Below are 20,412 nucleotides of genomic sequence, written 5' to 3'. Positions count from 1 at the left end.
CGAGGGAATCTTGTAGAGAGTTGTTGCAACGCTATTTTTATTTTTCGTCCATGCTGAGATCGACTTTGTTCAGTGGTACCAGCTTGCTTTTTTTCGTGTATTTGTAAACCAGCCAGACGATCAAAAACAGCGGCAGTCCGATGTAGGAGACGAAAACGCCGTTCCAGTCGATTTCTCCGCCGATGAACGCGGAGTAGTTTTGGCCGATGATGACGATGCAGCAAATGATGAAGGCGAAGATCGGGCCAAACGGGAACAGCTTCGCCCGGTACGGCAAATCGCGCAGATCGCGGCCTTGCGCCAAGTAAGCTTTGCGGAAGCGATAGTGGCTGACGGCGATGCCGAGCCAGGCGATGAAGCCAGACATACCGGAGGCGTTCAGCAGCCACACGTACACTTCGCCATCGCCGAACAGCGAGGACAAAAACGCCAGCGCGCCGATGGCAGCCGTCATGATGAGGGCATTGACGGGGACGCCGTTGCGTGTCACTTTGGCAAACCATTTCGGAGCTTTGCCTTCCTTCGCCAGCACCCACAGCATACGGGTGGAAGCGTACATGCCGGAGTTCCCCGCCGACAGGACGGAAGTGAGAATGACTGCGTTCATTACGGAGGCGGCAAAGGCAAAGCCGGCTTTTTCAAACACGATCGTAAACGGACTGATGGCAATATCGGTAATGTCTCCGCTGATGAGATTCGGATTGTCGTACGGAACGAGCAGCCCGATAATCAGGATCGCGAAAATATAGAACAGCAAGATGCGCCAAAAAATCTGGCGAATCGCTTTCGGGATGTTGCGGGCAGGGTCTTCGCTCTCCCCGGCGGCCACACCGACCAGCTCAGTTCCCTGGAAGGAGAACCCGGCAATCATGAATACCCCAAGGAGGGCCATGAAGCCGCCGTTGAATGGCGCGTCGCCTTTGGTGAAGTTTTGGAAGCCGACTGCTTCGCCGCCCATGATGCCAAAAATCATCAAAACACCGATTATGATAAAGACAATGACGGTCACGACTTTAATCAGGGCAAACCAGTATTCGGATTCGCCGTAGCCTTTGACAGACAACAAGTTCAGAGCAAACATCAGGACGAGGAACAGGGCACTCCACAAGATGGCGGGAGTATCCGGGAACCAGTATTTCATAATCAGCGCCGCAGCGGATAGCTCGACGGCAATCGTAATCGCCCAGTTGTACCAGTAATTCCAGCCCAGCGCGAAGCCGAGGGACGGATCGACGAATTTGGTGGCGTACGTAGAAAACGAGCCGGATACAGGCATGAAGGCAGCCATTTCCCCCAGGCTGGTCATCAAAAAGTAAACCATGATGCTGATGGCGATGTAGGCGACCAAGGCTCCGCCCGGTCCAGCCTCGTGAATCGAGCCTCCGCTCGCCAGGAACAGGCCCGTCCCGATGGAGCCGCCGATGGCGATCATCGTCAGATGGCGGGCTTTCAAACCACGTTGCAGTTGATTCTGTGACATATGCTGCTTGCACGACCTTTCTAAAAATTTGAGAAGGTCGGTCGGAAAAGAAAAAACCGCCAATAGCCAAAAAACGGCACAGGGCGGTATGATCCAATCCCCACCAAGCCTTCACTGAAGATAGCACACCACGTTTGCCCGGCAAGCAAACGTGACAGTTCTGTCCCTTTCGGGTACAGCCCCAGCCCATGCGCACAGAGATACGCCATGAGCTTCGGCGGCTTTTCCCTTTCCTGGAGTCATTGATTTCTTCTGAATCTCGTACAGGATGACATAAAAGCCGCGACCTCTACCCTCACCGTGAATGATGAGGATAACATGTATGAAATTGATTTATTTATCAACTATATAAGATTGACGGTTATTTATCAACGAAAAAAGTTGCGCTGCAAAATATTGGCATGGAGAGGTTTTGCTACAAAAAGGATCGGCGTGCAGGCCAGGAGCCTTGCAACTTGCGGATCTGCACGATTTGCCCTGTGTGAAAAGCGTCGTGCAAAATAATGCTCATCACGCTTTGCCCGGCAGGGATGCTCGGAAGCGGCTGGTCGAACGCTTCGTCTGACAGAGCGACGAGCTTTTCATGAATTTGGCGATGGACGGTTTCCATCCGCTGTACGGTGGCCTGCCAGGCTGCTTCGTCGTCGGGCGCTCCCGAAGGCTGGAACGTGTCGTCGTTCGTCTCGGCGGTATTGATAAATTCCGTGCCGGACAGACGGTGCAGCAACCGTTCCTTGAAGTAAAGCAGGTGGCTGACATTTTCCCAAATCGTGTTCGCCGCCGCGCCTTCCGGCCGCCAGCTTGCTTGCGCAGCCGTTACGCCGGCCAGGGCGTGCTTGAGCGGCGGAAACCAGTCTTCTTTGTCATACGTGCATTCCCATTCGTGAACAAGCAGTTCCATCCGATTCATGTGGTTCCTCCTCGTCTGTCAAACAGATTGGTGAAACGTTATAATGGCAATAAGAAGCAGCTTGTAACCACCTAAATATTTTATGTTGGTTACAGATAGAGAATACCATACACAGGCTGAGCATACAAGAAGCAAAAGAAACGAAAAGCAGATGGGGGAAGAGTGGAGTGAACTGGCTGTGCATTGATTTTTTAAACAGTGATTGGCGCGATTGGCGCGGGTCTGGCCGCAGGGAAAATCGGCTGGCGAAGCAGGAATGGCTGGAGCAGCTTTTGCGGGAATACGCTTTGCACGCCCCATTGCCTATTGATGAGGCGAGTGCAGTGGCGCTGTTGCGTTTGCGCGAATATATGCGCAGTCTGCTGGAGCGGGTCGTGCGCGGGGAAGCGTTGCGGCAGGAGGAACTGGAGGAGCTGAATCAGACGCTCGCGAAGGCGCCTTTTCACGTTCGCGTCATCTCTGCGGGCAAGGAGAGCGGGTATGAGCAGGAGCTGGTCAGCGCCTCCAGCGGCTGGGAGCTGGTGATGGCCCGCATCGCGGCTTCCTTTGCCACGCTGCTGCTTCCTGAGCACGTGCAGCGCATCAAGATTTGCGACAACGAGGACTGCCGATGGGTGTTTTACGATGAAAGCCGCAATCGGGTACGCCGCTGGTGCGATGACAAAATGTGCGGCAATCTCATGAAGGTGCGCCGTTTTCGGGAGCGGCAAAAGGAGAAAAAGTAAGGAATCGGCCGTAAGCTTGCCGACGGAGAGATTCATCGGTTCCGAGGACGCAAACAGCGTGCCCAGGACGGATTCGGACAGCGCTGTTTTGGCCGAGACACTAATTTTGCTGCCATTCAAAAAAGCGCCCTGTCTTGCAATGGCAGTAAACATCTCATCCCGGCAAGGGTCGTACACAAAGGAAACGGCCGTCTGACCGTCGCGGACGAGGCAGAGAGAGACGGCCCACATCGGCATGCCTTGCAAAAAGTGGACGGCTCCGTCGATGGCATTGCAAATCCAGTACGGGGTCGAGTATTCCGGCTGTTTTTGCAGGGAGGCATCAAATTCTGCATCGGACCAGCGATACGCGGGAAAGCGCTCCGCCAAGCCGTGCCGGAGCAGCTCTTCTGCTTGCGATTTAAGGCGCGAAAACGTTCGTTCATCGCTTGCTTGCTCGTGCAGGCTGGCTCCTGCGCAAATTCGGCAAACAGTCTCTGGCCGACTTTTCGCAGCAAAGCTTCGCAGTACAACACATCGTCTTGCTTCATAACGGTTCCCCAACCTTTCTTGTTTGGATCGTGTCCTTCGGCGCAGCGACAGCGCACGTTCCGCGTTCAAGAGCGGTCTGGCCCATTGGTTTGAAAGCTGTTCAGCCAAGGGCAAACGACACGATTTTTATTAGTGGTATGTAAAAGTACTACTAATAAAACAGGTTGCCGTCAATACATGTGCACGCTTTTTGACGGGAATGGGCAAATGGCGCACATGGAAAGGAAGATTGAGACATAATAAGAAGCAAGCAACAAGGGAACGGAAGCGAGGTGGCGGAATGAGTCGGAAACGGAAACGATGGTGGAGGGTGCTGGTCTTGCTGTTGCTCGCCGGAGCTTGTACAGCGATCTGGTATTTGCGGCCGTATCAGCCCGATCAGGCGGCAAAAGACGCGATGCAGGGAGGCGAAGGGATCACGGTGATCGACACGGGCGACTGGATTGCTTTTGAAGGTGGGGAAGCGCGTGAGCCTGGCTTGATTTTGTATCCGGGCGCTCTGGTCACGCCAGAGAGTTATGCGCCGCTCGCACGCGCCCTGGCTGGTTCCGGCTATCGGGTATTCATCGCGCGGATGCCGCTGAATTTGGCGATCACCGACGTCGAGCGGGCCAATCAAGTGTTAAAAGCGTATCCGCAGCAGTCGTTCGTCATCGGCGGGCACTCTCTCGGCGGCGCGATGGCAGCCAGATACGCAGCCAGCCAGCTCGAGCGGATTGACGGCGTCATTTTCCTGGGGGCGTATCCAGACAAGCGCGGGGATTTGAAGGAAGCGGATGTCCCCGTGCTGTCGCTGCTCGGCTCGCGGGATGGAGTCATCGACCGGAAAAAATACGAAGAGAACAAGCAATTTTTGCCTAAGCGCACGGTGTACATGTCGATCGAGGGCGGCAATCATGCGCAGTTCGGAAGCTACGGGGCGCAGGAGGGCGACCAGCCTGCCGCCATCACTCCCCAGGAGCAGTGGCAGCAGACCGTGGCGGCGATCAAGGACTGGCTACTGACCGACGTCATTGCCCGTTAGCGAGACGATGCCAGATACGACGCCGGTGATGCGGATGTTTTCGGATGGCAACAGCAGCGGCTCGTCCTCTGCGCGAGTAGTCGTAAACAGGCATTCCACCGGATTGACGTCCGCCGCGATCCGGACGAGAAACTGCCCTTCCTGCCTGACCAGAACGGGCCTGTTGTGGATCGGTTCCGCGGAAAAGTCGGAAATGAGCAGCGCATCGCCCGGCAAGATGCCGAGGCCGCGCAAACCGTCGTCGCGCATGATGAGAGCAAAGCGCGCGACGTGGTAATTCGCCACCGCAATCGACGGCCGCAGCGACAGCTCCTCGTCTTGGTCGAGGGGCAGCTCGAAAAAATGGCGGCTGTATGCGTCTCCGGCTATGAAAATACGTTTCACGAAAATCGCCTCCGAAAAGATGGTCAAAAAACGAACGGCCTGCTAATCGTAGACGGGAAACCCTTTGGCGTACAGGCGGCTGAGAATCCGGTCAAACCGGGTGCGGGCAAGGGCGAGCGGCACCTGAAAGCGGGTGGCCAACAGCGCGGGTGCCTGGTAGCGCGAGCAATCCGCCAGCACGGAGCCCATCATGTAGAGCGGCAACAGCAGGTGCTCGGCGAAGTGGTTCGCCTGTGATTCCTGCCAGTCGATCATCCATTCGCTGCATTGGGGCTGTACCCCTTCGTGCAGCAGCAGGTGTCCCAGTTCATGGGCGATTTTGACCCGCTGCGTCGCGGGGTCCAGCCGCTCGTCTACCGCGATGATGTAGCGGTTCGGCATGGTCGGATGTGCGTGGGCGCGGCTTCGGCCGTGGATGAAATGGATTTCGATGCCGTACGTTTCGCAAAGCTGCGTCAGGTTGATTTGCTCCGGCAACTCTATGCCGTGATGGCGAAGCAAGAGGTACACGCGGCTCTCCAGCCATGTTTGCGGCTTGCCGATTTCTTGCAAAAGGGAGAAGTGCATCAGGGACCTCCTGAAATGATTGGAACATACGTTCTGTTTTGTCGCGAAAAGAAAACCCCCGCCAAGGGGTTAGTTTTTTTTCAGCTCTTCTATGATGTCGAACAAGGAAGGAGGTCGTATCTCGCGCACCTGGCGCGTTTTCCACTGCTTTTTCAAGTCGTACCAGTAGCGGCGGATTTCTTTCTTTTCCTCCTCTGAAGCTTCCAGATAGCCATCCAAAAAGTAGTAGTCATCCGGATCGTCGATCTTCTCCTGCAACAGCTCGTCCAGCGAGCGCTGACCAGCCTGCGCAGATGCGGTAGCGACATAGGCTGCCCCATCTTCAGTCCGCCCCAGGAGCCAATCGGTTGTCACCTCCAAAATGTCTGCCAACTGCATCAGCATGTCATTGGGAGGGGTGCTGTGATTGTTTTCGTAGTTGCTGATCGTTCCCTTGGTCGTGCGGACACGTTCTGCCAGCTCTTCCTGGGTCAGACCTTTTGCCTTGCGAGCTGTGCGTAAGCGCTGAGATAGCATGAGCGCGCCAGTCCTTCCGTTGCAGATGTACAACTATATTGTACTAAAACAAAAGCAAGAAGGAAAGCTTGTATGTTATTTTTGCGTTTTTCTTTTGACATACAAGAGTGTTGTACATCAAGATGCTTATACAAACAAAACGTTTGTTCTGTTTTGTGCCAAAGGAGGTTTGCCTCCATTCTTGCCAGTTACCACCGCTTTTTCTTGTAAGAAACTTGCCTTCGCTTTCTCCCGTTTATTCAAATTTCCCATGAAACGGCAACTATGACCATGCTCATTCCGATAGGGAGCGAATATATCCCCTTTGGTATGAACGGCTTTGGTGATCGGATGTACGACCGATCCATCCACCTTGCAACAGAGCCGACTTTGCATGTATGCTTATAATCGACAGGAAGGGGCTTTCCATAGGAAGCTCATCGCCGCCAACGAACCAGTTTGGCTGATCGCAAGTTCTGGTCAACGAGCAGTTTACTGATGTAAAAATGATTTTGCAGAAACTTATTTCCTTTTGGGAGGGTACAGCATGAAATGGACAATCGGAAAGAAAATTACGGGCGGATTTTTAACGATCTCGTTGCTTATGGTTATCGTGAGTGGACTGTCTTTTGCCTTTCTGAAGGAAGTAGAGAACTCGTATTCTGATCTGGTAAACGTAAAGGCTAACGTGCTCTTGAAGACCAAAGGGATTCAGGTACAGGCTACGCAGATGAATAGCAGTTTGCGAGACTACCTGCTTACACAAGATCCGGAAGCCGTGAAAAAAATGGAGGATGCAAGCAAGGAATTATCTGCTTTCGTATCTTCCGCCATGGAAATCGCCTCAACGCCAGAAACCAAGGATGCTCTGGGCAAGATCGAGACCTTGAACAAGCAATACGAGGAATTGAAAAATCAGGTTCTTTCCGTGAGCCGTGAACGGGCTCTGGAGATAGCCAACACCACGTTGATCCCGCTTTCCAGAGACATTCGGGCGGTAGCAGACGAAATAAATGAACGAGAACAAATGCGAATGACGCAAGCCTCCCAAGAAAACTCCATTCGGGTAGACGGCGTAATCACAACAGGACTCATCATCAGTGCGATCGCAGTCGTTCTGGCACTTTGCATTGGTTATTTTGTTTCAAGATGGATTGCGAGACCCGTCATCTTGCTTGCCTCCTCTGCACAAAAAATGGCGGCGGGAGACCTGATTGTTGAAGATATTGTTGTAAAGAACAAGGACGAGATCGGGGAACTGGCTCATTCCTTTACTCTCATGAAAAACAACTTGCGCAGCCTGATTCATCAAGTGGGCGTCAATGCAGAACAGGTTGCCGCATCTGCGGAAGAGTTAACGGCAAGCGCTGAACAAACAAGCAGAGCCACCGAGCAAGTCGCTTCCATCATGCAAGAAGTAGCCTCGGGCTCCGAGCAACAAGCCTCCAGCGTAGACCAGAGTGCCCAGACACTTAACGAAATGGCGCAAGAAATTGAAAAAATTGCGGCCAACGCCCAGAAAGTATCCGCTTCCGCCGTACAAGCAGCGCAAGTGGCAGAGGAAGGAAATCAGGCGCTCCAAACCGCAAACGAACAAATGGGTTCCATTCACGCCAAGACGCATGACCTGGCAAATGCAATCCAAGATTTGGGCGATCGTTCAGAGGAAATTGGCGAAATTGTTCAAGTGATTACCGACATTGCTGCTCAAACGAATTTGCTGGCTTTGAATGCAGCTATTGAAGCGGCAAGGGCAGGGGAACAAGGCAGGGGATTTGCTGTCGTTGCAGAGGAAGTAAGAAAGCTTGCGGAGCAGTCAGCCGGATCGGCAAGTAAAATCAGCGATTTAATTTCGATGATCCGCGAACAGATGCAAAAAGCGGTAGCTTCCATGGCTCAAGTGAAAAACGAAGTAAGCGAAGGCATGGTAGTAGCAACCCAGGCAGAAACTTCCTTCGCGCACATCCAACGCTCAGTGGGCGATGTTGTTGTTCAGATTCAAGCGGTGTCAGGCAGTGCGCAGCGGGTCGCAGGGTCGATGGAAGACATTGTGCAATCGGTGGCAACCATACGGGAAGTAGCCAGAGAAATAGCAGCCGGAACGCAAAATGTTTCTGCTGCTACGGAAGAGCAGTTGGCTTCCATGGAAGAAATTGCTTCGTCAGCTTTGGCTCTGTCCAAGATGTCCGAAGAACTGCAGAAGATCGTTTCGAATTTCAGGTATTGAGGAAATAATCGTTTGTGTAGGACACTGACAACTCCCTTAAGTATAGGCATGCTTGGGGGGGATTTTCATATAAGGGAGTTAGCTCGTTTTTTTGGCTATCGCGAAAGTCGTCAGCGTTTGTGCGCCTAAATTCCTCGTTTTCAAGGGGGACGAGTTATATTATTATTGAGGATACATTCCATAAAATTCTACTTTTTGAGAAAAGGGGAATACATAGCGCAATGTTTAATGAACGGAAAGCGTTGCAGATGACACTGCAGGCCATGCTGGAGCAGCGAATGGCTCTGCGCCGGCAATACGTAGACCAGGACAAGCAGTTGGGAGCAGACATCAAGCAAATTCTGAACCGGATTCGGGAAATGGATGCCGAGGCAGGCTTTGATGCAACTGAGCTGTCTGACGAAGTAGCGGTGGCGACTGAGGAGCTTCCGACAGATATGGTGAAGCGGATCAAGGTACGAAAGACCCACATTCGTCACAATTATCAGGAAGTGGCCAATCACATCGAGAACATCTTGCGGGAAAGCATGTCTCCGATGTCCCTGGCCGATCTTTGTTCGATTTTGAAGGAACGGCATGACGTAGAGTTCGCCAGCCCGTACATCGGCGTACAAAAGTCATTGAAGTATCTGCCTCAGGTAAAAGTGGGAAAAGATGGAAGAAAGCTGATTTTTTCACTGGCGTAGACAGAAAAGACGGCTTGCCTGCCCGGACTTGGACTGGGTAGCCGCTTGATTCACAGCAAAAAAGGCGACGTGCAAGCACGATCGCCTTTTTGTATGGGATGGTAACGGGCAAGCTGTTATTGCAGGAAAGCGTTGAGCATCCAGATGTGTTTTTCCAGACCGCTGCGAATTTCCAGGAGCATGTCCGCTGTCGCCTCGTCGTCTGCTTGTTCGGCAGCCTCGATTGCCAGTTTCAGCTCGTCGACGAGGATCGCGAAGTCGCGGGCGACGGTTTCCACCATTTGCTCGGCGGTTTCATTGCCTTCCGCTTCTGTGATGCTCGCTGTATTCAGACATGCGCTCAATGTGCCTACAGGTTTGCCGCCAATTGCCAACACGCGCTCTGCCAATGCGTCGATGTGCGCCGAAGCTTCGTTGTACAGCTCTTCAAACTTCGCGTGCAGGGTGAAGAAGTGAGGGCCTTTTACATTCCAGTGAAAGTTGTGCAGCTTGGTGTACAGAACTGTCCAGTTTGCCACTTGTTTATTCAAAACGTTGAACATAGTGTTTTCCATAATCGTAACCTCTCCTTTTTTAAAATGATTTCTTATTTATAATTATTATAAACTAATAGTGGTTATTGTCAACCCTTGCAGGAAAAAATCTTGGAGACGGCAGGAGATGTTTATGCAGCCAAACGTACACGCGGTCATTCTGGCTGGCGGAAAAAGCAGCCGGATGGGCGTCGCGAAAGACCAGCTTCCATGGCGCGAAGGCACCTTGGTGACAGAGCTGGGAACAGAAATTTTGGCGATGGGGATGCCTTGCCTGATCGTGTGCAACGAGCCTGAGCGCATCCCGGCAGAGCTTGTCAAACGAGACGGCGTGAGCGTGACCGCCGATCTGGTGCCGTCAGCGGGACCCGTGAGCGGCCTGGTGACGGCGTTTCGCCTGTGTAGGAAGGACGTGCTGCTCGTGCTCTCCTGCGACTTGCCGTTTATGGACCGGACGCAGCTCGCAAGCCTGCTCGCCTATGCCGCCGGAAAAGACGGTTGGGACGCGGTCATTCCTTCGGCACAGGGGCGGATTCATCCGCTGTGCGCCTTGTACCGCAAAAGCACGCAGCCCGTCTGGGAACAAGCGTTGGAGCAGGGCGAGCTGCGGCTGATGAATACGATTCGCAAGCTGTCCGTCCTGGAAGTGCCGGACGGCTGGCTCGACCCGTGGGCGCTGTTCAATGCCAATACTCCGGAAGAGTACGCGGCTGCCATCCGCGAAGAGCAACGCAGAAAAACAGGACGGCCGTAAGCTTGTCCTGTTTTTCACGCAAGAAGCGGAGCTAGGGCAAAATGATCCGCTCCGGATGCGTGTACACATTCATTTTGTTTTGGCGGATGAAGCCGACGGCCGTGATTTGCAGTTCCTCTGCCAGTTGCAGGGCGAGGTCGGTCGGAGCCGATTTGGACAGGATGATGCCTGCGCCGATCTTGGCGGCTTTCAACAAAACTTCAGACGAGAGCCGTCCGCTGAACACGAGAATCTTGTCCGCGGTCGAGATATTATCCCGCAAGCACTTCCCGTAAATTTTGTCCAGCGCGTTGTGGCGTCCGATATCCGAATATTGCAAGAGAACTTGGTCAGGCGTGCACAGAGCCGCGTTGTGAACGCCTCCTGTCTGCTGATGGATAACGGAGGAGGCTTGCAGCTCGTCCATGAGTCTGGTGCATTGGGCAGAGGTGACGGTGGTGGTGCCGCTCGCCGGCTTTGCTGTGCGGGCATCGCTGAAAAAGTAGAAGGACTGTCTGCTTTTGCCGCAGCACGACGTAATTCTGCGCTTGGAGTAAAAGCTCTGGGACAAAATCGTTTCTTTGTGCAGGTCTACGTAGGCCAGCCCTTTTGCCTCGTCTATCGTGATCTGCCTGATCTCCCCGAAGCTTTGGATGGCTCCCTCCGCTGCGAGAAAACCGATCACCATCTCGTCCAGATCGGCTGGCGTGCAGACGACGGTGGCGAACTCTTCGTCATTGAGAAAAATCGTGAGCGGGTACTCCGTGACGATCTCGTCGTCTTCCCAGTGGTGCTGGTCAGCCGTCACTTTCAGGACGCGCAGGCGGGTTGTTTTGCTCAGTTTTGACATGCGAACCTCCCGTATCATGTTCATGCGTGGAGAAATGACAAGTTGTGAATAGATTTTGACAGAGAAAATATTGTCGAGTGAGCGCTTACATGGTAGTATACTATGTGAGGGTGAAAGTGTCATAAAATTTTCTACTTTCAGTAACTTCCTGCGCGTATAGAGCGAAAAGACACGGAACAGCGAACCTGTCACCGAATCTCTCGCTGTGAATCGCCAATTGAATACGATGGCACGTGCTTGTTGATGCTGACGTAGCGTTCCTGCTGATGATTAACTGCTGTGTTTCATTGATACCTTTGTTTCCGTGTGTGCGGAAAAAGCGGGGGGTGTCGATGAAATCAGCAGTTTTTCTTTTTGCTTTCGGAGTGGCGCACCAGTGATTGGGCTTCATTCCAACCAAGACCATTTTAAAGGAGATGAACATGATGGAGCAACAAGTGAAAAACCGTTGGCTGATTGCACTGGCTGCGGTGGGGATCCACATCTCGATTGGATCGGTGTACGCGTGGAGTGTATTTACCAAGCCGATCACCCAGCAATTTGGCTGGGAACTGCCCGATGTGCAGTTCACTTTCAGCATCGCGATTTTGTTTCTCGGGCTGTCCGCGGCTTTTCTCGGACACTACGTAGAAAAGCACGGGCCGCGAAAAGCGGGAACGCTCGCCTCGATCTTTTTCGGCGTCGGGATTGTCGGCTCCGGGCTTGCCATCCAGCTTGCCAGCTTGCCGCTTTTGTACATTTGTTATGGCGTGCTGGGCGGAATCGGCCTTGGGGTCGGGTATATTACCCCGGTGTCTACGCTTGTGAAGTGGTTCCCGGATCGCCGCGGACTGGCGACAGGACTTGCGATCATGGGCTTTGGCTTCGCTTCGATGATCGCCAGCCCGATCATGAACGCGCTGATTGAGAGTGTCGGCATTGCGAACACCTTTTACATTTTAGGTATCATTTATTTCGTCGTCATGTTTGCATCTGCGCAATATTTGTCTCCGCCGCCAAAAGGCTGGGTGCCCGCAGGTTTTTCGACCGAAGGGGCAGCAGGCGACAAGCAAATCAAAAAAGACTTGTGCCAGCTTACCGCCAACGAAGCGATCAAGACGCGCCGTTTTTACTGGCTGTGGCTGATGCTGTTCATCAACGTGACTTGTGGAATTGCTGTCATCTCCGTCGCTTCGCCGATGGCGCAGGAAATGGTCGGCATGTCCGTGCAAACCGCTGCGCTGATGGTGGGCCTGAACGGCTTGTTCAACGGCGGCGGACGAATCGGCTGGGCTTCGCTGTCTGACTACATCGGGCGGGCGAATACGTACACGGCTTTCTTCGCGATCCAGATGGTGCTGTTCTTCCTGTTGCCGAACATGAGCAACCCGGTGCTGTTCATGATCGCGATGTTCATCATCATGACCTGCTACGGAGGCGGCTTCGCCTCGATCCCTGCCTACATTGGCGACCTGTTTGGCACGCGCCAGCTCGGGGCGATTCACGGCTACATTTTGACCGCATGGGCGGCGGCAGGGCTGGCAGGCCCGATCTTCGCCGCATGGGTGCGCGAGACGACGCAAAGCTACACAGGAACGATGAGCGTGTTCGCTGCGATGTTCATTGTCGCCTTCTTTATTTCCCTCTTAATCCGGTTGGATATTAAAAAATTGAAGGAAGAAGCCAGACAAAGAGAAAAGTCAGTTGAATTGGCTAGTTAATCAATGGTAAAGTCTTAGTAGAGAATGATTGGAATAAAGGTGAGTACCGTCGATGAATAAGTTCGAAGCAGAGTTCAGTAATTTGGTCAGAGCTTTCCGGAAGCGCCATATGGGGAAAGGACCTAGCAAGATCAGCACCACGTTTTGCAAAAACTGGGCGATCTGCGAAATGGAGGGCAATCTTTCGCCGGTGGAAAAGTTCATTGCCACTTCGGAAGATGGAAAGCAGACACTACGAGCTGCCAGAACCGAAATGGTCAAGGAGATGTATCGGAAACACCAGCCAGTTGACATGGAAGCGTTTCTGGGCGCAAAACTCGTCGACCTGTTCGTCGACATTGACATTGAACGTGATTTTGGGATGTCCATCTTTGTTTTCGATCAGGACATCGAGAAAAAATGGAAAAACGAACCGTAAGTCTAAGCGAAGCAGCGTTCCTGTTCACCGGTTAGACAAAGCGGACTTCGCAAGCAAACACGACGTTGAGACTAGGTAGCGAACCTGCCGGAGACAACCACCGTGAACGCGCTCTCTTCCTATCAGGGATCAGGGACGGTTTCATGGTGGTTTTTTTAATCTCACGCGTGTTTGACCAGAGAGGAGCGTAAAAACAAATGGGCAAGACCAAGCATAATGGACCCGTCAAACTGGACACGTCGCTGAAGCCTTCCTTGTGGGCTTCCATGATACCCATGGGACTTGGCAAAATCAAGCCGCATCACATCATTGACACGATGAAGGTCGTGTATGACAACCGGGACAACCTGGGCTACGCCTACCGGATTTTGACCCAGGGAGTATGCGACGGCTGCGCGCTCGGCGTATCCGGTCTGTACGACCAGACTCTCACAGGCCCGCATTTGTGCACGACGCGCCTGAACGTGCTGCGCCTCAATACAATGCCTGCCATGGATGACAAATGGCTCGAAGATGTAAGCGCTCTAAAACAGATGTCGAGCGTGGAGCTGCGCAAGCTGGGCAGGATTCCTTATCCGCTGTCGCGCAAGCCGGGCGAAAACAAATTCACGCGGATCAGTTGGAACGACGCTCTGGACCGGATCGCGAACAAGATCAAAGGCATCAGTCCTAAGCAGCTCGCGTTTTTCTTGACTGCGCGGGGAATTACTAACGAAGTGTACTATACGGCGGCAAAAATGGCCCGTTTTCTGGGGACGAACAACATCGACAACGCCTCCCGCATTTGCCACTCGCCGAGCAAGACAGCCTTGAAGCGGTCGCTTGGCATCGGGGCGTCGAGCTGCAACTACCAGGACTGGATCGGCACGGATGTGCTCGTCTTCTTCGGCTCGGTTCCGGCGAACAACCAGCCTGTCTCCACGAAGTACATGTACGCGGCCAAAAAAGCGGGAACGAAGATCATCCTGATTAACCCTTACAAAGAGCCGGCGATGGAAAAATACTGGATTCCGTCGGTGCCGGAGAGCGCTGTGTTCGGCACGAAGCTCGCGGACGATTTTTACCAGGTCAACATCGGCGGCGACATCGCCTTCATGAACGGCGTGATGAAGCACTGGTTTGAGATGGAGGAGGCCAATCCGGGCTCGGCGATCAACCGCGAGTTTGTCCGGGAGCATGCAAACGGCATCGAGGAGCTGCGGGGGCATGTGACCAATCTGCCGTGGGATCAGATCGAGCAATCCTCTGGCTTGAGCAGGGAGCGGCTGAAAGAATTTGCGCTTTTGCTCGCCAATGCCAAATCAGGCGTATTTGTATGGAGCATGGGACTGACCCAGCACCGCTTTGGGACCGACAACATTTCCTCCGTTGCCAATCTGGCGATTCTGCGCGGCTTTTTGGGCCGGAAGCACTGCGGCGTGATGCCGATTCGCGGCCACTCCGGCGTGCAAGGCTCCGGGGAGATGGGAGCGGACCCGTTCAGCTTGCCTGGCGGCGATTTTGACGAAAAGAACTGGACGAGAATCGAAAAGCTGTGGAAGTTCCCGATCCCGAAATGGCAAGGCGATATTGTCGGCATCTCGCTCGAAAACGCCCTGCTGCCCGATGGACACGAGCGCAAGACGCGGCTGTTTTACACGAGCGGCGGCAACTTCCTGGAGACGATGCCTGACCCTGACTTCATGGAAAAATGTTTGGAGAATGTCGAGCTGCGCGTCCATCAGGACATCATTTTCAACACGTCTACCCTCGTCGATGCCAAGGAAGAGGTAATCGTCCTGCCGGCGATGACGCGCTACGAGCAGCCGGGCGGCGGCACGTCGACCAGTACGGAGCGGATGGTGTACTTCAGCGCCGAGATCGAGGGACCACGGATTGAAGAGGCGCGGGCCGAGTGGCAGATTTACGTCGATTTGGCTGCGCGCGTGCATCCGGACAAAAAGCACCTCATGCATTTTGCCAGCGCGGAGGAAATTCGTGCGGAAATCGCGCAGGCGAATCCGAACTACGACGGCATCCAGCATTTGAAAAAACGCGGAGATGTGTTTCAATGGGGAGGGGCCTGGCTGTGCGAGGACGGAGTGTGCCCGACGCCGGACGGCCGAGCGAATCTGCTGCCGATCGAAATTCCGCAGCTTGACAAGCCGGAAGGGCATTTTTACGTGACCACCCGCCGCGGCAAGCAGTTCAACTCGATGATCTACAGCAACAAAGACCCGTTCAACAACGCGGATCGCTACGATATTTTAATCAATCCGGAAGACGCGCGGGAACTGCGCATTGCGGAAGGCGAAACGATTGTCGTGTATAATAGCTATGGCACCTACCAAGGGCGCGCCAAGTTTGAAGATACGAGAAGAGGGAATATCCAGGTGTACTGGCCGGAAGGAAACGTGCTGATTCCAAAAGGCGTGTACGAAGCGTTCGCGGGTATCCCGGAATACAATACGGCAGTGAAGATCGAAAAGGCGGATTCGTTCACTGCTAATAAAGATTTGAAATACAAGGAAAAACCGATAGAAGATTTGGAAGTAAACGTCGGCTGACAAAAACGGCGTGATGGGCGGTCACAATTAGGAGGAACGGACGATGCGTTTTGCGCGACAAACAGTCTCGGTAGAGGAAGCGATGGGCAAATGGCTCGCGGCATTGCCTACGCTGGAAACAGAACGGGTGCACATCGGGGAGGCTTACGGGCGAATTTTGGCTTGCGATTTGTACGCAACGTACGATTTGCCGCACTTTGACCGCTCGCCGCTGGACGGCTTTGCCGTAAGGGCGGCGGATACGGTCGGGGCTACGATCGCGAGCCCGCTCGCCCTCAAGGTGATCGAAACCGTAGCGGCGGGACAGGTGCCTGAGCGAACCGTGACGGAAGGCTGCGCTACGCGGATCATGACCGGAGCGATGATGCCGGAAGGCGCCGATGCCGTGATTATGTTTGAGCAAACGCAAAACCCTGGCGAGCACGCGGAAACCGTCTGGATCAAGCGGGCGATGCAGCCTGGGGAAAATGTCTCCCGCCGCGGCGAGGAGATGGCAAAAGGAACGGTGATCGCCAAGGCTGGCGAGAGGATCAACGCAGGCACGATCGCCAGTCTGGCTACGTTTGGCTACGCGCAAGTCGATGTTTTCCGCCGGCCGCGAGTCGGCCTTCTGGCGACGGGCAGCGAGCTGTTAGGCATTGACGAGCCGCTCGTCCCGGGAAAAATTCGCAACAGCAATATGGTGATGCTGACCGCTCTCATTGCCGAGGCGGGGGGCATCCCTGTTTGCTTTTCCGGCCTGCCCGATGAACTCGCCGTGGCGAAGCAAAAAATCAGCGAATACATGCAGCAAGTGGATGTGCTCGTCTCCAGCGGAGGGGTGTCAGTGGGCGATTTCGATGTGATCGCGCTCCTGACGGACGAGCCGGACGTGGAACTTTTGTTCAACCGGGTAGCGATGCGCCCGGCCAGTCCGACGACGAGCATGCTCGTTGGAGGCAAGCCGTACTTGGCGCTGTCGGGAAATCCCGGAGCCTGTTTCCTCGGCTTTGAGCTGTTCGCGCGGACGGCGATCCGGCGCCTTTCCGGGGCGGCAGAAGTCGTCCCGCACGCAATCCGGGCGAGGCTGGCCGTTTCTTATCAAAAGCCGTGCCCGTTCCCGCGCTATTTGCGCGGCAGGCTGCTGGAACAAGACGGCGGACTTTTGGCGGTGCCTGATTTCAATGAAAAGGCGGGCAATCTCGGAACGCTCAAGGACAGCGAATGCTTCATCGTCATTCCGCCGGGCGGAAGCGGCAAGCAGGCGGGCGAGCTGGTCGAAGTTTTAACCCATGCGGCCCCGACCTGGAGGAAGGAAGGATAGCGAATGGACCTGGACAAACAGCCGTGCGTGTTGCAAATCGTCGGCTATTCCAACAGTGGCAAGACGACGCTGTTGACGAAGCTCATTCCTCTGCTGGAGGGCGCCGGGCTGCGGGTTGGCGTCATCAAGCACGATGGCGGCCACGATTTTGAATGGGACCAGCCTGGAAAAGACACGTGGCGCTATCGCGAGGCAGGAGCTTCGATCGTGGCAATCACCTCGCGGACGAAGACGGCAATCGTCGAGCAGCGCCCGCAAGAGCTGGCCGTACTCGTACAGCGTCTTGCGGCCGCCGGAGCGAACCTCGTCCTCGTGGAAGGCTTCAAGCGGGAAGGCTACCCCAAGCTCGTGCTGTTGCGGCGGCCGGAAGATGCTGAATTGCTCCGGTCCGTGTCCAACCTGGTCGGAGTGGTAAGCTGGGGAGAGCAGAAGCAGGCGGAGCTGCCCTGTTTTCACGTAGACGACATAGACGGCATCGCCCGGTTTGTGCGAGAGCGGATCGAGGAAGCGCCGCCAATTATTTAATAGAAGCAAAAAGATCATCCCGGCCGAGGCGAGGGATGATCTTTTTTTGGATCGGGGCCGCGAAGGCTTGTCGCCAGTGCCTGGTGCGCCAGGTTTTCTAATAGGCAAAACGTTTCGACTGGCCCAAACGTTTGCTCACGACTCAGGCTGTTGCCGCTCGAACAAATAAAGCTCGCCGTTGCTCGCAATTTTGAACTTCGGTCCGTTGAAGCCTCGGCGAATCAGAATCGCCCAGAGCAAAAACGGGAGCCTAAGCCGTGCAGGCAAGGCAGGCGGCGCGATTTCCTTTAGTTCGGCCATTTGCGTAATCGGTCCCTGAAAGATCAGCTCCGCCGTTTTTACCGCACGCGAAAGCGAGCTGGAATAGCATCTGCTCCACTCAATTCCTTTCAGGTCGGTCCGGCCTGCCTCAATGTCGGCCAGGTCGTTCGTTTGAAACCATGCATTCACGTCCCGGCCGCATATGAACGCACCTTTTGGATAATCTTGCTTGACTTTGTAATGTCTTACTAAACCTATTTTCAATGTCAGTTCCATTCCTTCCCCGTTGAACCGGATGGCAGGAGACAGGAGCTTTGCGCACGGTGCTGCAGAAATATAGAGTCGCAGACTGCCAGACTGCCGACGGGGAACGCGTCATACCCGGTGCTTTTTTCGGCTGTTCACAAGTAAGACTGAACCCTGTTCATATCTGTCAGCAAGTATGGATTGTCCTTTTTCATCGCTGCAATCAATGTCTCCGCCTGCGCAGGGTCGTCCTTCAACGCTTCCAGTTCCTTTTGCGTAATGCCGACCAGTTGCAAAAACTCTACTCTGCCATGGACGGTGTCGATTCCTTTTGCTTCTGTATCCTCTACAATGAGCAGGGCCGTAATCGCCGAATCTGTGCCAATATGAATCGACGTGCCGTTCCCTGCGACAAACTGGTTAGGCTCGAAAAACCGTTTCTGGGTGTATGTATAGCGCGCCAGGTTGGACAGCATGTCGATCGCCCACATACATTCCTCGTTGGAATCTTCCTTTAACTTGATCGTCATCTCATAGCCCCAACGGCTCCATTCGCCGCCGTATGCCTCTTCGTCCGTGTACAGCTCCGTCATGCCGTAGGTCAAAATGTGCTTGTAGCCGTTCGGAGATTGATAAATGCTGAAGCCATCCAAATAGGCGTCCCCGCCAAACATGGCGCGATTCACCATATTTGTCGCATAATGTGCAGGCTCCTGTGCAGGATAAAGCTGATGGAACACTTCGTCGATCGCGTCCCAGCCCGGTGCCCAGTCGTCCTGCTCGGATGCGCGTTGTTTGTATTCTTCCAAAGTCAAGCAGCATACCCCCTCCAATTTTGGTTATATCTTACTATAGCGCAGGACGGAGCAACAGGGCCAAATCTCGTAAAACTTTTATGATTAACCAGCTTCAGCAGGCAGGAAGCTCTTTTTTTGTTGTCACAAATCGTTTCTTTTTCCTGTGATTACAATCACAGGAGGCAAAAGCTTTGCTCCGGTACACTAGTGACATAGATCACACGTTGATTTTTCAAGGAGGGCCAATATGCTGAACCAAAAAACGATCGATATTATCAAATCCACCGTGCCTGTACTGGAAGTGCACGGGACAACGATAACCAAACGCTTTTATCAACGGATGTTTGCCAACCATCCAGAGTTGTTGAACATTTTCAATCACGCTAACCAAAAACAAGGCAGACAGCAAACGGCACTGGCTAATGCGGTGTATGCGGCTGCCCTGTACATCGACAAGCTGGAAACGATTTTGCCCGTCGTCAAACAGATCGGACACAAGCACCGCAGCTTGGGCATCAAGCCGGAGCATTATCCGATTGTCGGGGAAAACTTGCTCGGTGCGATCAAAGAGGTGCTGGGCGATGCCGCGACAGACGAGATCATCGAGGCTTGGGCGGAAGCGTACGGGGTAATCGCAGACGCGTTCATCAGCGTGGAGGCGGAAATGTACGAACAGGCGGAGAATCAGCCAGGCGGCTGGGCCGACTTCCGGGAGTTTGTCGTGGAGCGCAAAGTAAAAGAGAGCGATGTCATCACGTCCTTTTACCTCGTACCGAAGGACGGGAAAGAGATTGCGAGCTACGAGCCAGGTCAGTATGTAAGCGTCAAAATGGAGATCCCGGGAGAGGAAAATACGCACATTCGCCAATACAGCCTCTCGGATGCGCCGGGCAATCCGTACTACCGCATCTCCGTCAAACGGGAGGACGCGATTGGCGACAAGCCAGCCGGAAAAGTATCCGTGTACTTGTGGGAGCACGTTAACGAAGGAGACATTTTGCCTCTGTCCGCGCCAGCAGGCGACTTCATTCTTGACCAGCAGGATGACAGACCTGTCGTGCTCATCAGTGGCGGCGTAGGGCTGACACCGATGATGAGCATGCTGAAAACGCTGGTGAAAACGGGCTCGAACCGCCCGGTGACGTTCATTCACGCAGCGCAAAACGGAAACGTGCATGCGATGAGAGACAGTGTGGAGGAGTTGGCTGCCCAGCATCCGCAAGTAAAAGCGTTCTGGTGCTACGAAAAGCCGACCGAGCAGGATCGGGCAGCGCAAGCCTTTCACAAAGAGGGCTACATTGACTTGCCTTGGCTGCAAAGCGTCATTGCCGACAAAAACGCGAGCTTCTATTTCTGTGGCCCGGTTCCTTTCATGAAAACAGTCAATCGGGCCCTGAAGGAGTGGGGAGTGCCTGCGCAGGACATTCACTTTGAGTTTTTCGGTCCTGCCGGAACGCTGGACTAAGAGCTG

Annotated in this window: 20 protein-coding genes, 1 pseudogene and 1 riboswitch; of the genes and pseudogenes, 11 read left to right on the top strand and 10 right to left on the bottom strand. The window is 54.0% G+C overall.

Translation table 11 applies throughout. The features are described 5' to 3' along the window. Positions 1-37: 37 nt before the first annotated feature. Both AC27IT_RS09155 and AC27IT_RS09150 read right to left on the bottom strand, forming a co-directional pair. Positions 38-1,480 carry an amino acid permease gene (locus tag AC27IT_RS09155; RefSeq protein ID WP_487091747.1) on the bottom strand — a complete coding sequence of 481 codons (1,443 nt, stop codon included), beginning with the start codon at positions 1,478-1,480 and terminating at the stop codon, positions 38-40. Between the two features lie 113 nt (positions 1,481-1,593). Next, positions 1,594-1,780: riboswitch (Lysine riboswitch) on the bottom strand. Positions 1,781-1,895: 115 nt separating this feature from the next. Then, the gene (locus AC27IT_RS09150; protein ID WP_283858789.1) at positions 1,896-2,390 is read right to left on the bottom strand and encodes a DinB family protein; all 495 of its coding nucleotides are present in this window, start codon (positions 2,388-2,390) and stop codon (positions 1,896-1,898) included. A gap of 167 nt (positions 2,391-2,557) precedes the next feature. Between AC27IT_RS09150 and AC27IT_RS09145 the strand changes: the two genes are divergently transcribed. After that, positions 2,558-3,115 carry a CGNR zinc finger domain-containing protein gene (locus AC27IT_RS09145; RefSeq protein WP_005827020.1) on the top strand — a complete coding sequence of 186 codons (558 nt, stop codon included), beginning with the start codon at positions 2,558-2,560 and terminating at the stop codon, positions 3,113-3,115. 39 nt (positions 3,116-3,154) lie between these two features. Here AC27IT_RS09145 and AC27IT_RS09140 read toward each other — a convergent pair. Beyond that, positions 3,155-3,658: pseudogene (locus AC27IT_RS09140) on the bottom strand (inositol monophosphatase family protein); the annotation flags it as partial. Between the two features lie 268 nt (positions 3,659-3,926). Between AC27IT_RS09140 and AC27IT_RS09135 the strand changes: the two are divergent. Further along, positions 3,927-4,670 (top strand): alpha/beta fold hydrolase, encoded by a 744-nt coding sequence (locus AC27IT_RS09135; protein WP_429788748.1) that lies wholly within the window; start codon positions 3,927-3,929, stop codon positions 4,668-4,670. Here the strand turns inward: AC27IT_RS09135 and AC27IT_RS09130 are convergent. From AC27IT_RS09130 to AC27IT_RS09120, 3 genes are all read right to left on the bottom strand, one after another. Further along, positions 4,644-5,054 (bottom strand): hypothetical protein, encoded by a 411-nt coding sequence (locus tag AC27IT_RS09130; protein ID WP_007781577.1) that lies wholly within the window; start codon positions 5,052-5,054, stop codon positions 4,644-4,646. The two genes, AC27IT_RS09135 and AC27IT_RS09130, sit on opposite strands and share 27 nt — an antisense overlap. Positions 5,055-5,096: 42 nt before the next feature. Further along, positions 5,097-5,621 (bottom strand): ImmA/IrrE family metallo-endopeptidase, encoded by a 525-nt coding sequence (locus AC27IT_RS09125; RefSeq protein WP_005827010.1) that lies wholly within the window; start codon positions 5,619-5,621, stop codon positions 5,097-5,099. A gap of 69 nt (positions 5,622-5,690) precedes the next feature. Next, positions 5,691-6,137, bottom strand: coding sequence for a helix-turn-helix domain-containing protein (locus tag AC27IT_RS09120; RefSeq protein WP_283858790.1), 447 nt, complete (start codon positions 6,135-6,137; stop codon positions 5,691-5,693). A gap of 526 nt (positions 6,138-6,663) precedes the next feature. Here AC27IT_RS09120 and AC27IT_RS09115 point away from each other — a divergent pair. Then, the gene (locus AC27IT_RS09115) at positions 6,664-8,343 is read left to right on the top strand and encodes a methyl-accepting chemotaxis protein (RefSeq protein WP_025847977.1); all 1,680 of its coding nucleotides are present in this window, start codon (positions 6,664-6,666) and stop codon (positions 8,341-8,343) included. A gap of 221 nt (positions 8,344-8,564) precedes the next feature. Then, positions 8,565-9,029: a hypothetical protein gene (locus tag AC27IT_RS09110; protein ID WP_007781617.1), complete on the top strand. Its 465-nt coding sequence runs from the start codon at positions 8,565-8,567 to the stop codon at positions 9,027-9,029. Between the two features lie 116 nt (positions 9,030-9,145). On the opposite strand, the gene AC27IT_RS09105 is transcribed toward AC27IT_RS09110, so the two are convergent. Continuing rightward, on the bottom strand, positions 9,146-9,583 hold the full coding sequence (locus tag AC27IT_RS09105) for a Dps family protein (protein WP_007781621.1): 438 nt from the start codon (positions 9,581-9,583) through the stop codon (positions 9,146-9,148). 112 nt (positions 9,584-9,695) lie between these two features. Between AC27IT_RS09105 and mobA the strand changes: the two genes are divergently transcribed. Next, on the top strand, positions 9,696-10,316 hold the full coding sequence (mobA, locus tag AC27IT_RS09100) for a molybdenum cofactor guanylyltransferase (protein ID WP_007781625.1): 621 nt from the start codon (positions 9,696-9,698) through the stop codon (positions 10,314-10,316). A 31-nt stretch (positions 10,317-10,347) separates the two neighbouring features. Here mobA and fdhD read toward each other — a convergent pair whose 3' ends face one another. Continuing rightward, entirely contained in the window at positions 10,348-11,145 is a 798-nt protein-coding gene (gene fdhD / locus AC27IT_RS09095; protein ID WP_007781627.1) for a formate dehydrogenase accessory sulfurtransferase FdhD, read from the bottom strand. A gap of 425 nt (positions 11,146-11,570) precedes the next feature. On the opposite strand from fdhD, the gene AC27IT_RS09090 reads away from it, so the two are divergent. The 5 genes from AC27IT_RS09090 (at position 11,571) to mobB (ending at position 17,637) form a co-directional block, all read left to right on the top strand. After that, positions 11,571-12,845: an L-lactate MFS transporter gene (locus tag AC27IT_RS09090; protein WP_007781632.1), complete on the top strand. Its 1,275-nt coding sequence runs from the start codon at positions 11,571-11,573 to the stop codon at positions 12,843-12,845. 52 nt (positions 12,846-12,897) lie between these two features. Continuing rightward, on the top strand, positions 12,898-13,263 hold the full coding sequence (locus tag AC27IT_RS09085; protein WP_007781634.1) for a Na-translocating system protein MpsC family protein: 366 nt from the start codon (positions 12,898-12,900) through the stop codon (positions 13,261-13,263). 197 nt (positions 13,264-13,460) lie between these two features. Then, positions 13,461-15,809 (top strand): FdhF/YdeP family oxidoreductase, encoded by a 2,349-nt coding sequence (locus tag AC27IT_RS09080; RefSeq protein ID WP_025847980.1) that lies wholly within the window; start codon positions 13,461-13,463, stop codon positions 15,807-15,809. 43 nt (positions 15,810-15,852) lie between these two features. Beyond that, positions 15,853-17,112 carry a molybdopterin molybdotransferase MoeA gene (locus AC27IT_RS09075; RefSeq protein ID WP_025847982.1) on the top strand — a complete coding sequence of 420 codons (1,260 nt, stop codon included), beginning with the start codon at positions 15,853-15,855 and terminating at the stop codon, positions 17,110-17,112. A gap of 9 nt (positions 17,113-17,121) precedes the next feature. Next, positions 17,122-17,637: a molybdopterin-guanine dinucleotide biosynthesis protein B gene (mobB, locus tag AC27IT_RS09070; protein WP_026557964.1), complete on the top strand. Its 516-nt coding sequence runs from the start codon at positions 17,122-17,124 to the stop codon at positions 17,635-17,637. 135 nt (positions 17,638-17,772) lie between these two features. Here mobB and AC27IT_RS09065 read toward each other — a convergent pair whose 3' ends face one another. After that, a complete protein-coding gene (locus tag AC27IT_RS09065) occupies positions 17,773-18,087 on the bottom strand; it encodes a histidine phosphatase family protein (RefSeq protein ID WP_429781612.1) in 315 nt (104 codons plus the stop codon). Between the two features lie 212 nt (positions 18,088-18,299). Then, positions 18,300-18,959, bottom strand: a complete 660-nt coding sequence (locus AC27IT_RS09060; RefSeq protein WP_007781652.1) for a suppressor of fused domain protein — start codon at positions 18,957-18,959, stop codon at positions 18,300-18,302. A gap of 229 nt (positions 18,960-19,188) precedes the next feature. On the opposite strand from AC27IT_RS09060, the gene hmpA reads away from it, so the two are divergent. Then, positions 19,189-20,406, top strand: a complete 1,218-nt coding sequence (gene hmpA, locus AC27IT_RS09055; RefSeq protein WP_007781656.1) for an NO-inducible flavohemoprotein — start codon at positions 19,189-19,191, stop codon at positions 20,404-20,406. Positions 20,407-20,412 lie beyond the last annotated feature (6 nt).

The organism is Brevibacillus sp. YAE8, assembly GCF_057543335.1.
The sequence above is the reverse complement of the archived record's forward strand: the minus strand, read 5'-3'. Positions and strand labels throughout refer to the sequence as shown.